12 protein-coding genes and 1 other RNA gene are annotated in these 13,528 nt (G+C 72.5%); 3 read left to right on the plus strand and 10 right to left on the minus strand.

What is annotated here, in order from left to right:
• The first annotated feature begins 421 nt into the window (after positions 1 to 421).
• Positions 422 to 1,186 (plus strand): hypothetical protein, encoded by a 765-nt coding sequence (locus AB0L74_RS04445; protein WP_365645447.1) that lies wholly within the window; start codon positions 422 to 424, stop codon positions 1,184 to 1,186.
• 292 nt (positions 1,187 to 1,478) lie between these two features.
• A complete protein-coding gene (locus AB0L74_RS04450; RefSeq protein ID WP_365645449.1) occupies positions 1,479 to 2,528 on the plus strand; it encodes a LacI family DNA-binding transcriptional regulator in 1,050 nt (349 codons plus the stop codon).
• Here AB0L74_RS04450 and AB0L74_RS04455 read toward each other — a convergent pair.
• From AB0L74_RS04455 to ftsE, 6 genes are all read right to left on the minus strand, one after another.
• Positions 2,495 to 3,475: a PHB depolymerase family esterase gene (locus AB0L74_RS04455; protein ID WP_365645451.1), complete on the minus strand. Its 981-nt coding sequence runs from the start codon at positions 3,473 to 3,475 to the stop codon at positions 2,495 to 2,497. The two genes, AB0L74_RS04450 and AB0L74_RS04455, sit on opposite strands and share 34 nt — an antisense overlap.
• 127 nt (positions 3,476 to 3,602) lie before the next feature.
• Positions 3,603 to 4,002: a transfer-messenger RNA gene (gene ssrA / locus AB0L74_RS04460) on the minus strand.
• A gap of 162 nt (positions 4,003 to 4,164) precedes the next feature.
• Positions 4,165 to 4,644 (minus strand): SsrA-binding protein SmpB, encoded by a 480-nt coding sequence (gene smpB, locus AB0L74_RS04465; protein ID WP_365645453.1) that lies wholly within the window; start codon positions 4,642 to 4,644, stop codon positions 4,165 to 4,167.
• 47 nt (positions 4,645 to 4,691) lie between these two features.
• The gene (locus AB0L74_RS04470; protein WP_365645455.1) at positions 4,692 to 5,888 is read right to left on the minus strand and encodes a S41 family peptidase; all 1,197 of its coding nucleotides are present in this window, start codon (positions 5,886 to 5,888) and stop codon (positions 4,692 to 4,694) included.
• Between the two features lie 68 nt (positions 5,889 to 5,956).
• Positions 5,957 to 6,874, minus strand: a complete 918-nt coding sequence (gene ftsX / locus AB0L74_RS04475) for a permease-like cell division protein FtsX (protein ID WP_365645457.1) — start codon at positions 6,872 to 6,874, stop codon at positions 5,957 to 5,959.
• 34 nt (positions 6,875 to 6,908) lie between these two features.
• Positions 6,909 to 7,598: a cell division ATP-binding protein FtsE gene (ftsE, locus tag AB0L74_RS04480; RefSeq protein ID WP_365645459.1), complete on the minus strand. Its 690-nt coding sequence runs from the start codon at positions 7,596 to 7,598 to the stop codon at positions 6,909 to 6,911.
• A gap of 240 nt (positions 7,599 to 7,838) precedes the next feature.
• Between ftsE and AB0L74_RS04485 the strand changes: the two genes are divergently transcribed.
• A complete protein-coding gene (locus AB0L74_RS04485; RefSeq protein WP_365645461.1) occupies positions 7,839 to 8,030 on the plus strand; it encodes a hypothetical protein in 192 nt (63 codons plus the stop codon).
• A gap of 95 nt (positions 8,031 to 8,125) precedes the next feature.
• Here the strand turns inward: AB0L74_RS04485 and AB0L74_RS04490 are convergent, their stop codons facing one another.
• The 4 genes from AB0L74_RS04490 to AB0L74_RS04505 form a co-directional block, all read right to left on the minus strand.
• On the minus strand, positions 8,126 to 8,812 hold the full coding sequence (locus AB0L74_RS04490; RefSeq protein WP_365645463.1) for a hypothetical protein: 687 nt from the start codon (positions 8,810 to 8,812) through the stop codon (positions 8,126 to 8,128).
• A 305-nt stretch (positions 8,813 to 9,117) separates the two neighbouring features.
• Positions 9,118 to 10,224 carry a peptide chain release factor 2 gene (prfB, locus tag AB0L74_RS04495; protein ID WP_365645465.1) on the minus strand — a complete coding sequence of 369 codons (1,107 nt, stop codon included), beginning with the start codon at positions 10,222 to 10,224 and terminating at the stop codon, positions 9,118 to 9,120.
• 96 nt (positions 10,225 to 10,320) lie between these two features.
• Positions 10,321 to 11,571 carry a serine/threonine-protein kinase gene (locus AB0L74_RS04500; RefSeq protein ID WP_365645467.1) on the minus strand — a complete coding sequence of 417 codons (1,251 nt, stop codon included), beginning with the start codon at positions 11,569 to 11,571 and terminating at the stop codon, positions 10,321 to 10,323.
• A 224-nt stretch (positions 11,572 to 11,795) separates the two neighbouring features.
• Positions 11,796 to 13,520, minus strand: coding sequence for a serine/threonine-protein kinase (locus AB0L74_RS04505; RefSeq protein WP_365645469.1), 1,725 nt, complete (start codon positions 13,518 to 13,520; stop codon positions 11,796 to 11,798).
• Positions 13,521 to 13,528 lie beyond the last annotated feature (8 nt).

Raw genomic sequence — 13,528 nt, forward strand, 5'->3', positions numbered from 1 at the left:
CGCCACCGGCACCCTCACCGGCTGGTCGCTGACGTTCTGACGCCGGCACCGCACCCAGAGAAGAGCACGCGAGACGCCCGGCCGGGGTTCCCCGGCCGGGCGTCTCGCGTGTTCGGCGACCGATTTCGAACCTATCCGTTTTCATTTATCGGACGCCTCGACGGAAAGCTCAAGCCAACCTCAAATAACTCGGCGGGCAAGCTCAAGTCAACCTCAAATAAAGAGAGTACGTGTTCACATCAAGCCGTCTCTCATGGAAAGATCATGACTGTGCGGGAACGCCGAAAGGGGAAAGGCGAAACCGCACGCAGGGGGGGCCAGGCATTACTGAAAAGTAATGCCACCCATGTGCACCGTGCGTGCTTTCCCTGCTGCTTCATTTCGCTTCGTGTTTCTCATCCACGTAACGGAGGCAGTAGACATGCGCAAGACCGCGAAGATGACCCGCAGAAGGCTCGTCGGAATGGCCGCCGTGACGGCGGCGGCCATCACCATGGCGGCCATGCCGGCGACGGCGTCCGCGGAGGAGGCGGTCGGCTCCACCCCGGCGTCGTACGAGGCCTACCTCGTGGAGCAGGTGGAGCTGGGTGACGCGGACGCCCAGCAGACGCTGGACGAGTTCCAGGCGCTCTCCGAGGGCGAGCAGGAGCAGTTCATCACCTACCTGAACGACCCCCAGCGCGGTCAGGAGCTCGGGGACTTCCTCTCGGACGTCACGGACGTCGACTCCATCAACGAGGAGTCCTACGAGACCGAGCTGACGAAGACCAGCGAGAACGGCGACGTCGTCCTGGAGGCGACGACCGGTATCGACCAGGTCGAGTCCGCTCCCTCGACCGACGAGGAGCTCGCCGACCCGACGGCGCGGTACTACGACTGGAACGCCTGGTACCAGGTCTCCGACAAGATCCTCGGTGTGACGGTCACGACCGTGAAGATCGGTGTCAACTACCGCACGACCAAGTCGCGGGTCGTCAAGGTCTACAGCGGGTACGCCTCGCACCGCAACCGCGTCCCGTTCGTCGAGTTCCGCCACGGCATCGTCAGCAAGTGGATCTCCGCGGACCCGGCGAACAACGCCACCGCCGAGACGATCTGGCAGGGCGAGTGGAAGGGCATCGCCTGGGACGGCCGTCAGCGCGTGTGGGCCGACCAGAGCGGCTTCAAGGGCGGCTACCTGAAGTAGGCGGACCCCAGGGCCGGCATCCGGCAAGCTCACGCCGGCCGCACCGAGCGGGAACGCTCGGCGCGGCCGGCGCTTCCGGTGGTCCCGGCCCCGCGCTGCCACGAGGGGGCTGCGCCAGGGCCTGTCGTCTGTTCGCGGTTCCCGCGCGAACCATTGACGCGAGCCCCCTCCGTCCCTACCTTCCCGTCGCGGGGCTTCGACGACCGGCGCCGGAGCCGTCCCCGCGTCCGCCCCGGGAGGAGCCGACCATGCCGACGGCACGAGGGCGGGCGCACGGGCCGGAGCCGTCCTGATGGTCAGGATCACGGACGTGGCGCGGCGCGCCGGGGTGTCGCCCAGCACCGTCTCCTACGCGCTCAGCGGCAAGCGCCCGATCTCCGCGGCGACCCGCCGCCGGGTCGAGGCGGCGATGCGCGAGCTGGGCTACCGGCCCCGCGGGGAGGCCCGGCCGGTGGCGGGCGGCCGGACGAACGTGGTCGCGCTGGTGCTCTCCTCGTCCGCCGACGTCCGGGTGCCGGCGGTGATGGAGTGCGTGGCGTCCGCGGTCACCGCGGCCCGCGCGCACGGCCGGGACGTGCTGCTGGTCAGCCGGGAGGGGGACGCGGACGGGACGGACGGGCTGCGGCACGCGGCGGACGCGGCCCTGGCGGACGCGCTGATCGTGACGGACGTACGGGCCCGCGATCCCCGGCTGCCGCTGCTGCGCGCGCTGGACCGGCCCTGCGTACTGATCGGTGTGCCCGCCGAACCGGACGGACTGACCTGCGTGGACGTCGACGTCGAGGCGGCGGGCGCGCTGTGCGTCGACCATCTGGCGGGACTCGGGCACCGGGCGGTGGCGCTGGTCGGGCCGCCGTCGCGGGGGCCGGCCGGGCGGGCGGCCCGGGGCGTGGCGGCCGCCGCCGCCCGCGCGGGGCTGGCCTGCTCGGCGTACTCCTGTGCGGCGGCGCCGGACGCCGCCCGGCTCACCGCCGGGCGGCTGCTGCGCGCGCGGCCCGCGCCGACCGCCGTGGTCGTCCGCGGCGAGCGGCTCGTGGAACTGCTCGTCGGCGCCTTCGACCACCTCGGCCTGCGGGTGCCCGCCGACGTGTCCGTGGTCGCGCTGTGCCCGGACCCGCCCGCCGGTGCGGGCCGCCTCCCGGTCACCTCGGTCACCGTGCCGTCCGCCGCACGGGGCGGGCGGGCGGTGGAGCTGCTGGTGCGGCACCTGGCGGGCGAGCCGGTGCCGGGCGTCACGCTGCTGCCGCCCCGGCTGACGCGGGGCGCGACCACGGCACCGCCCGGCGGGGGGCCGCACCGGACGCCGGGTCAGCCGAGCCCCCAGGCCCGGCCGAGCCGGTAGGCCGCGCACAAGCCGACGTCCAGCGCGTACGCCCCGGCCGTCCCGCACCTCTCGCCGCCGGTGCCCGGGGCGACGGGCTGGCCGTGTCCCATCCCCGTGATGGCGTACGTCTCCACGACCGCCCTCCCGGACGGGTCCCGGAAGATCTGGTGCGGGTACCCGGCGACCGTGTCGCTGGTGTCGGCGGTGCGATCGGCGCCGTGCACGTCGGTCCACTGCTCGACCAGGCCGGTCATGTTGGCGGGCCGGACCGTGTAGTCCGCGCTCCCGTGCAGCACGGTCAGGGCCGGCCAGGGTCCGCCGTAGCCGGGCCGGGCGGCCCGCACCCGGTCCCCCCACTGCCGCGGCGTCTGCGTGGCGCCGACGTACATGCACACGTACGGCGATCCGGCGGCCTGCGCGCAGCCGTAGGGCAGTCCGGCGACGATCCCGCCGGCGGCGAACTTCTCCGGGTACGCCGCCATCATCACGGCGGTCATGCCGCCGCCGGCCGACAGCCCGGTGACGTACACCCGGGACGGGTCCGCGCCGGTGTCGGCGAGCTGCCGGTCCACCATCTGCGCGAGGGACGCGGCCTCGCCCTGGCCGCGCTGTATGTCGCCGGTCTGGAACCAGTTCAGGCAGGAGGAGAGGTTGTTGGCGCTCTGCTGCTGAGGCAGGACGACGGAGAACCCCCAGCGGTCGGCGAGCTCCGGCCAGCCGCTGCCGGTGCCGTATCCGGCGGCGTTCTGGGTGCAGCCGTGCAGCGCGAGGACGACCGGCCGGCCCGCCGGGAGCCCGTCGGGGACGTACCGGAACATCCTCAGCGCGCCGGGGTTGGTGCCGAAGCCGGTCACCTCCTGGAGGGAGGCGGCCGAGGCCCGGCCGGGGGCGGCGAGGAGGGTGAGCAGGGCGGCCAGCAGGGTCGCCAGGGCGGTGACGGAACGTGCGGCTCTGGTGTGTGTCATGGCCAGGGACGGTAGGGGCGGGAGCCCCCGCCGGATATGGGGCCGGCCGCCACAGGGCGGGGGACCGGCTGTGTGGCCGCACACCAAAGGGCCCGGTGATCGCGGATCACCGGGCCCTTCATGGAGATGGTGGAGATGGCGGGAATCGAACCCGCGTCCAACGGTGCGGAACCAGGGCTTCTCCGTGTGCAGTCCGCTTCGCTTTTCTCGGCCCCGGAGATCACGCGGACAAGTCTCCGACGGGCTCAGTCACTGTGTGGTTTCCCTCTTCACCCCGTGACCGGGATCGAGGTTTAGTTCCCTAGCTGATGCCAGGATCCGGGTCGGGAACAGCCCCGGGCTGACACTCCCTTAGTAGGAGGCTCGCTCTGCTACCTGAGATCAGGCAGCGAGGGCGAAGGCCTGCTGGGAGGAATCGCGCTTGGTGTTGGCGATTATTTTTTTCGGCCTGTGGTTTACGAGATCATGGCCGCTTCCTCGACACGCTTCCCCTGCTTCGACAGCCGCTGTCGAAACCGATCATCCCCATGTTGATTTCTCAAGGTGCGCACCCACCGTGAGGTGCGGTTGTCATCCTACGGGACCAACGCCCGTCGATGCCACCGTATTCCCCGGCGGTCACCCCGCCGGGCGCCGGGTCCAACGCGTCCCGGCCGCCCGCCATTCCCGGGTGCCCGGGGTGAGGCGGGTCACGCCCGCTGCCGCCGCCGGATCGCCGACATCGCCCGCTCGGCCTCCCGCCGGTCCTGCTTCTCCCGCAGGGTCTGCCGCTTGTCGTACTCCTTCTTGCCGCGCGCCAGCGCGATCTCGACCTTGGCGCGGCCGTCCTTGAAGTACAGGGCGAGCGGCACGATGGTGTGCCCCGTCTCCTGGGACTTCGACTCCAGCTTGTCGATCTCCACGCGGTGCAGCAGCAGCTTCCGCTTGCGGCGGGCGCTGTGGTTGGTCCAGGTGCCCTGGCTGTACTCCGGCACGTGCACGTTGTGCAGCCACGCCTCGTGCCCGTCCAGCTGCACGAAGCCGTCGGCCAGCGACGCCCGCCCCTGGCGCAGCGACTTCACCTCGGTCCCGGTGAGGACGAGCCCGGCCTCGTAGGTGTCGAGGATGTGGTAGTCGTGCCGCGCCTTCTTGTTCTGCGCGATCAGCTTGCGCCCTTTTTCCTTAGCCATAGTGCCGACCATTTTCGCACCACCCAGGGGTCTGGCGGGAAGCCGATTTACGCGGGCGGCGGTTCCTGTCCCAGGCCGCGGAGGACCGTCCGCGCCCGCTGGAGCGCGGCCGGGGCGTCGGGGTCGACCTCCAGGTCGGGTGTGATGCCCGTGCCGTCGACGCCGCGGCCGGAGGGGGTGCGGTAGTGGCCGACGGTCAGCTCGGCGACCGAGCCGCCGGGCAGCCGCCTCGGCATCTGCACCGAGCCCTTGCCGAAGGTGCGGGAGCCCACGACGACCGCCCGGCCGCGGTCCTTCAGGGCGCCGGTGAGCAGTTCGGCCGCGCTCATCGTGCCGCCGTCGACGAGCGCGACCAGCGGCCTGGCGGTGTCCCCGCCGGGCTCGGCGTGCAGCACCCGCTGCTCGCCGTCGACGTCGTAGGTGGCGACCAGGCCGCCGTCGAGGAAGGCGGAGGCGGCCGTGACGGCCTCGCCGACCAGTCCCCCGGAGTTGCCGCGCAGGTCGAGCACGATCCCCTCGCCGGCCGGGGCCCGCCGTACGGCGGTGCGGACCTTCTCGCCGGTGCCCCGGGTGAACGCGGTGACCTTGACGACGGTGGCCCCGCCGGGCAGCTCGCGCACCGTGACGGAGTCCGTCGACAGGCGGGCCCGGTGCAGGGTGAGGCTCCACTCGCGCGGGCCGCGCTGGAGGCCGAGCCGGACGGTGGTGCCGGCGCTCTCGCCGGTGGCGTCGCCGCGCAGCAGGGAGACGACCTCGGTGACGGGACGGCCGTCGACCGGCGTGCCGTCGATGCCGCGCAGCCGGTCGCCCGCGCGGATCCCGGCGGTGTCGGCGGGCGACCCGGCGCGCACCCGGGTCACCTCGATCCGGCCGTCGCGCTCGCGCCGCACCCGCAGGCCGACCCCGGTGTAGCGGCCGTCGAGGGCGTCCTCCAGCTCCTCGTACTCGCCCCGTGAGTAGACGGCGGCCCAGCGGTCGCCGCTGCGGCTGACGGCCCGCTCGGCGGCCTCCACGGGGGACTTGCCGTCGGCCAGCGCCTCGGCCGCCGCCCGGGCCACGTCCTGGCGGCCTCCGGCCGGCGCGGCCGAGCGGGCCCCGTCCGCCGCGGCCTTCGGGTCCTCCCGGTCCGTCCCGGGGAGCGAGCCGGTGGCCGCCCCGGCGACGAGGACGCTGGCGAACACCAAGGTCAGGGCGGCCCCGTGGCGGAGGCGGCGGGGCCGGTGGAACGGGTCGCGACCTGACATGCCGGTGAGTCTAGGACAACGAAAAGGGCCGTACGGACGGTTGCCCGCACGGCCCCTCGCGCGATCTGTCATACCTTCAGATACTTGCGCAGCGCGAAGAACGCGGCCAGCGCGGGCATCAGGAAGCTCGCCGCGAGGATGAGCGGCAGCTTGGTGAGAACGGCGTCCCAGCCGACGAAGTTGATCAGCGGCAGCTTCTCGGACAGGGCCATGCCGTTGTCGATGACGAAGTACTGCCCGAGCACGAGGAAGGAGCAGGCGATGGTGCCGCCGACCAGCCCGGCGACCGCGGCCTCCATGATGAACGGCGCCTGGATGTAGAAGCCGGAGGCGCCGACCAGGCGCATGATGCCGGTCTCGCGGCGGCGGCTGAAGGCGGAGACGCGCACCGTGTTGACGATCAGCAGCAGCGCCACGACCAGCATGACCAGCATCACGCCGCGCGCCGCCCAGTTGAGGTACCCGAGGAGCTTGAAGAGGTTGTCCAGGATGCCCTTCTGGTCCTGCACCGACTGCACGCCCGCGCGGCCGTTGAAGGCGGTCGCGATGACCTGGTACTTCTCCGGGTCCTTCAGCTTGATGCGGTACGACTCCTGCATCTGGTCGGGGGTGAGCGAACTGGCCAGCGGGGAGTCGCCGAACTGCTCCTTGTAGTGCTTGTACGCCTCGTCCTGCGACTCGTACAGCACCTCGTCGACGACCGACATCTTGCCCAGGTCGGCCTTGATCTGCTGCTTCTGCTCGGTGGTGACGGCGCCCTTGGCGCAGTTCGGGTCGGACTCGGCGTCGCTCTTGTTGCAGAGGAAGATCGAGACGTTGACCTTGTCGTACCAGTAGCCCTTCATCTGGTTGACCTGATCGCTCATCAGCAGCGAACCGCCGAACAGGGCCAGGGACAGGCCGACGGAGACGATGACCGCGAAGGTCATCGTCAGATTGCGGCGGAGACCGACACCAATCTCCTGGAAAACGAACTGCGCGCGCATGGCGTCTTTTTCGTGCCTTTCCGTGGACGGGGGATCAGTGCTGGTAGCCGTAGACGCCGCGGGCCTGGTCGCGGACGAGGCGGCCCTTCTCCAGCTCGATGACGCGCTTGCGCATCTGGTCCACGATGTTCTGGTCGTGGGTCGCCATCACCACGGTCGTACCGGTGCGATTGATCCGGTCGAGCAGTTTCATGATGCCGACGGAGGTCTGCGGGTCGAGGTTGCCCGTCGGCTCGTCGGCGATCAGCAGCTTGGGCCGGTTGACGAAGGCCCGGGCGATCGCCACGCGCTGCTGCTCACCGCCGGAGAGCTCGCCGGGCATCCGGTCCTCCTTGCCGCCGAGGCCGACGAGGTCGAGCACCTGGGGCACGGACTTGCGGATCTCGCCGCGCGACTTGCCGATGACCTCCTGGGCGAAGGCGACGTTCTCGCCGACGGTCTTGTTCGGCAGCAGCCGGAAGTCCTGGAACACGGTCCCCAGCTGGCGGCGCATCTGCGGCACCTTCCAGTTGGAGAGGCGCGCGAGGTCCTTGCCCAGGACGTGCACCTGCCCGTGGCTGGCCCGCTCCTCGCGGAGGATCAGCCGCAGGAAGGTGGACTTGCCGGAGCCGGAGGACCCCACGAGGAAGACGAACTCGCCCTTCTCGACCTCCAGGGAGACATCCCGGAGAGCGGGTCGGTTCTGCTTGGGGTAGACCTTGGAGACGTTGTCGAATCGGATCACGGATGCACCACGGGTCGCCGGGGGTAGATGAGCGTGACCATACGCGAACCGGGGTAGGGACCGCAGTCACCGGTCGGGGTTGCGCAAGGGTTGCGTGTTTTGTCCGGCCCGCGCCCCCGCCCCCGCTCCGCCCCGGGGGGAACGCGCGCAGTGCCCCGCGGAACCTGGCACAGTGGAAAGGGAACGTTCGCGGCGGCGCGGGCGTTGTGTACGTGGAACCGGTGCGAGGAGGGCGAGCGCATGACGTACGACCGGCTGGTGTGCGCGAACTGCGCGGCGCCCGTGAGCGAGGGCCGGTGCCCGGTGTGCCGGGCGAACCGCGAGCGGATGCAGCAGGAGAACTTCTTCGCGGGACTGAACCCGATGACACTGGTGGCGCTCCTCGCGGTGCTGGTCGCGGCGGTGGCGCTGCTGGCCCACCAGACCGCCTGAGGCAGCCCCGGAGACGGCTGAGGCCCGGAGCGCTGGATGCGTTCCGGGCCTCTTGGCCTATGCCGCGCGTACGGTGCGCGCGCGGGTGACTACCGTTAGGCGGTGGCGCCGCCGCGGCCGGCCACCAGGCGCGGCAGCAGCCGGAAGCCGATACCGCCGGCGATCATCGTGGCGGCGCCGACCAGCAGGAACGTGGTCTCCGCGGCACCGGTCTCGGCGAGCTCCTTGCCGCCGCCCTTGGCGTTGGCGGCCGGGACCGCCTCCGCGCCGGTGTCGGTCAGGGCCGAGGAGCCCTGCTCCTGAGTGGAGGGGTTGGAGCCACCGTCGGTGTCGGTGTTGTCACCGACACCGCCGACTCCGCCACCGCCGTTGTCGTGGTCGTCTTCGCCGTCACCGGGGTCCTCGGACGGAGGCTGCTCGGTGGGAGGCTCCTCGGTCGGGGGCTCCTCGGTGGGAGGCTCCTGCGTCGGGGGCTCCTGCGTGGGAGGCTCCTGGGTCGGAGGCTCCTGCGTCGGGGGCTCCTGGGTCGGAGGCTCCTGCGTGGGAGGCTCCTGGGTCGGGGGCTCCTGGGTCGACGGGGTCGACGGGATCGAGGTGGGCGGGTCATCCGGCTCGTCGCCGAGGCCGATGTTGACGTCGGCGCCCAGGCCGTCGTCCCCTGCGCCGACGCTCACGCCGATCTCGAGCGCCGAAGCGGCACCCGCGGCGGTCAGCGAGGCACCGGCCGCGATCACGGCGCCGGCCGCGATCCGAGCGACACGGATCCGCGTCTTCTTGGTCATATGGTTGCTACCCCCAGTAGCTCATCGTCAATGAGGCGGCGTTCGGGGCCGTGATCGACGGAGGTAGCTGTAGCGAAGCCCCCCGGTTCACATGCGCCCGATACATACGCATGCCGCGCCTCACCATTCCGATTTTTCAAAGCAACGTCAAGGCCATTGCGCACAGGATGTCCGCGTAAGCGGCGAATGCCGGAGAGGTCGTCATGTGAGTGTGATGTAGAACCCCGACATCACGGTACAGAAAAGGCAACTGCCGCCCGAAAGGCGGCAGTTGCCTTGTCGACAAAACGCTGTATGCGCCGAGCTTACTTCTCCTGCCGCTTGCGCCAGCGAATTCCGGCCTCCAGGAAGCCGTCGATCTCGCCGTTGAACACGGCCTCCGGGTTGCCCACTTCGTGCTCGGTGCGCAGGTCCTTGACCATCTGGTACGGGTGCAGCACGTACGAACGCATCTGGTTGCCCCAGGAGTTGCCGCCGTCGCCCTTGAGGGCGTCCATCTTGGCCTGTTCCTCCTGGCGGCGCCGCTCCAGCAGCTTGGCCTGGAGGACGTTCATCGCCGTGGCCCGGTTCTGGATCTGCGAGCGCTCGTTCTGGCACGAGACGACGATGCCCGTGGGGAGGTGCGTGATGCGGACCGCGGAGTCGGTGGTGTTCACGCCCTGTCCGCCGGGTCCGGAGGACCGGTAGACGTCGATCCGCAGCTCGGACTCGTCGATCTCGACGTGGTCGGACTGCTCGACGACGGGCAGGACCTCGACGCCGGCGAAGGAGGTCTGGCGGCGGCCCTGGTTGTCGAACGGCGAGATGCGCACCAGCCGGTGCGTGCCCTGCTCGACGGAGAGGGTGCCGTAGGCGTACGGCGCCTGCACGGCGAAGGTGGTCGACTTGATGCCGGCCTCTTCCGCGTACGACGTCTCGTAGATCTCGGTCTTGTAGCCGCGCTGCTCGGCCCAGCGCAGGTACATGCGCTGGAGCTTCTCGGCGAAGTCGGCGGCGTCGACGCCACCGGCCTCGGCGCGGATGTTGACCAGCGCCTCACGGGCGTCGTACTCGCCGCTGAGGAGCGTGCGGACCTCCATCTCGTCCAGCGCCTTGCGGACCGCGGTGAGTTCCGCCTCGGCCTCGGCGCGGGTGTCCGAGTCGTTCTCCTCCTCGGCCATCTCGAAGAGCACGGCGAGATCGTCGATCCGGCCGCGCAGGGCCTCCGCCTTGCGGACCTCGGCCTGGAGATGGGAGAGCCTGCTGGTGATCTTCTGCGCCTCGTCCGGGTCGTCCCACAGGGACGGCGCGGCCGCCTGCTCCTCGAGCACGGCGATGTCTGCCCTCATCTTGTCGAGGTCCAGAACGGCCTCGATCGACTCCATGGTCGAGGAGAGGGACTTGAGCTCTTCGGATACATCGACGACTGCCACGCATCCAGCGTAACGGCTCCGCCGGGCGGCGGGCGCCGGGTGACCGGGCTCACGGCGGGGCGGCGCGGGGGCGGCACCCGCCGCGGGCCCGTCGCCTCACGGGGACGCCGGGGCGGAGTCCCCGGTGTCTCGCGGGCCCGCGTCGTCGCCGCCCGTGGCCGCCCAGGTGCCGATCCCGATCGCCGCCATCAGCACCAGGGCGCCCGCGCCCAGCGCCGCCCGGCGGCGGCGCGCGGCGGCCCGGTTGCGGGCGGAGCCCGGCCGGGGGGCACCGGCCGTGCGGGGGGCGCGGGCGGTGCCGCGGGCGCCGCCGGCCAGTTCGTCGGGGCCCGGGACGCGCATGGAGGTGTGGGTGTCCCGGTTGGCGTCGGCGGGTTTCGCCCCCGGCACCAGCGGCACGGCGCCCCGGCGGGGCACCGGCTCGCCGGCGGCGGGCGGGGGCCCGGCGGGCGGCACGGGCGGTTCCCCCGGGTCCTCGTCCACGGTGTCCGTGCCGGGCTCGTCCACGTCGAGCGGTGGCATGCCGGCCAGCATCGGCAGCAGCTCGCGCAGCCGCGCGCCCAGCTCCGAGGCCCGCAGCCGGGAGGCCGGGGCCTTGGCCAGGCACTGCACGATCAGCTGCCACAGCTCGTCCGGGATGCCGGGGAGGGGGACGACCGTCTCGGTGACGTGGCGGCGCAGTACGGCACCCGGGTGGCCGCCGCCGAACGGGGTGAAGCCCGCGAGCAGCTCGTAGAGGACCGTGGCCAGGGCGTAGATGTCGACCGAGGCGCGCGGCGGGAGCCCCTCGACGATCTCCGGGGCCAGGTAGTCCGGCGTGCCGATGATCTTGGTGGCGCGGGTGCGGCGCGGGGTGTCGATGAGCTTGGCCACCCCGAAGTCGGTCAGCAGCGCGGGGTGCGAGCCGCCGGGGCCGAGCGGGCCCCGCATGTCCAGCAGGATGTTCTCCGGCTTGACGTCCCGGTGCACGACCCCGGCGGCGTGCGCGGCGGCCAGCCCGTCGGCGACGTCGGCGGCGATCGCCACCGCGGCCGCGGGCGGCAGGCGCCGCTCCCGGTCCAGGCGGGTGCGCAGGTCCGTGCCGCGGACCAGGTCCATGACGAGGGCGAGGTCGTTGCCGTCGACGACCAGGTCGCGCACGGAGACGACGTGGGGGTGTTCCAGGCCCAGCAGGGCCGTGCGCTCCTGCACGAAGCGTCCGACGAGCTCCTGGTCGGAGGCGAGGTCCTCGCGCAGCAGCTTGATGGCCACGGGGCCCTCCGGCCCCTCGCCCAGCCACACCGTGCCGGCGCTGCCCCGCCCGAGGATCTGGTGGGCGGTGTACCGGCTGCCGATCTTCCGTGCCAAGTCTGCTCCTACCGACGCGTGTTGCCGACAAAACTACGCGTCCGGGGAGCCGGCCTTCACCGCGGAGGCGGAAATCACCCGTGGGATGTCGACAAATCACCAAGCTCGCAGGTGAGGGCGGGGTGCGGTGGACGTCCGGGGCGGGCGGGGACCGGCCGGGCGGGGCAGGCCGGAACCGGAGCGGGCGGAGGCGGGACGGGCCGGGCCAGGCCGGGCCGGAGGGGTCAGCCGGTGGTGCCGCCGCCGTCGCCGCTGCCGCCCAGGTCCTGGATCCAGCCGGTCACGTCACCAACCCAGTCGCTGATCTGCTGCCAGTAGGACTTGCCGGTGCCGATCCACTCCTGGAGCGGGCTCAGCTCCCAGACCAGCCAGCCGGCCACGAACAGGATGACCAGGGTGAACAGGCACCCCTTCAGGCAGCCGAGGCCGGGGACGCGCATCGGGTTGGCGCTGCGCTGCCGCGGCGGGCGGGGCTCCCGCGCGGGCCGCCGGGGCTCCGGCGCGGGCGGCGGGGCGTACCGCTGCGGCTGCGGCTGCGGCGGCCGCTGGGGCTGCGGCGGCTGCGGCGGCTGCGGTGTCGCGTACCGCTGCGGCTGGTGCTGCTGCGGCCGGCCGTAGCCCTGCGCGGGCGGTTGCTGCGCCGGGCCCGGCGGCGGCTGCTGCGGTCGGGCGACCTGGCGCTGGGGGCGGCGCCGCAGCGGGTCCTGGCCGGGGTCGAGGTACTGGACCTGGGTCTGCTCGTTGCGGTCGCGGGCGGCGCGGAGCTGGTTCTGCCAGGGGTGCGGGTCGTCCGGCTGCCCGGGCTGCCCGCCCTGTCCCGGCTGCCCGGGGGGCACCGGCGGCATGACGGCCGTCGGGTCGGCCGCGCCGCGCTGCGGCAGGACGGCGGTGGGGTCGGCGTCACCCCCGGGGCCGCCGGTGTGCGGCAGGACGCTGGTGGCGGCGTTCGGGTCGTAGACGCCGTCGGGGTTCTGCGGCAGGACCTGGGTCGGGTCGGCGTCGCCCGGGGCGCCGGGCGTGCCGGGCACGGGCGCGGGCGCCGGGTCGGGCGCCAGCAGCGCGCCCGCGTTCTCGGCGGCGGCGATCTGGGCGGAGTTCGCGTGGACGCCGATGCCCTCGGCGACGACGCGCAGGGCGCGCGCGAGGTTCTCGGCGCCGGGGCGCTCGCCGGGGTTCTTGCGCAGGCAGCGCTCGATGACCGTCCACAGCGGGTCCGGGACCGTGGAGGGGCGGCGCGGCTCGGCGCTCAGGTGCTGGTGCAGGACTTCCAGGGCGGTGCTGCCGGAGAACGGCGGACGGCCGGTGACCAGCTCGTACAGGAGGATGCCGGCGCCGTAGACGTCGACGGCGGAGGTCTGCGGGCGCCCCTCGGCGGACTCCGGCGCGACGTAGGCGGGCGTGCCGACGAACTCGTGGGTGCGGGTGAGGCCGGGCGAGTCGGCGAGGCGCGCGATGCCGAAGTCGGTCAGCATCGGGTACAGCCGGTCGCCGTCCTGCTTCAGCAGCACGTTGGCCGGCTTCAGGTCGCGGTGGACGACGCCGTCGGCGTGGCTGGCGGCGAGCGCGTCGGCGATCTGCGCGGTGAGCAGCGCGGCGGCCACCGGGGTGAAGGGGCCGTTCTCGCGCAGGTGGCGGTGGAGGTCGGGGCCGTCGACGAGGTCCATGACCAGCGCCAGCAGGTCGCCCTCGACGACCAGGTCGCGGACCCGGACGATGTTGGGGTGGGTCAGCCGGAGCAGCACGGACCGCTCCCGCAGGAAGCGCATCACGACGTCGGCGTCGTTCGCCAGCTCCTCCTTGAGGACCTTGATCGCGACCGTCTCGCCGGGCTGTCCGGGTACGGCCGCCTCGGCGCCCGCGGTCTCCCTCTGGCGGGCCCGCCAGACGGTCCCCGTGGCGCCGCGACCGAGCGGCTCCTCGAGGAGGTACTTGCTGCCTACCGGCCGCACGTCATGCG

Origin of the sequence: Streptomyces sp. NPDC052020, assembly GCF_040680575.1 — a bacterium.
In the GTDB taxonomy this organism is placed as follows: domain Bacteria; phylum Actinomycetota; class Actinomycetes; order Streptomycetales; family Streptomycetaceae; genus Streptomyces.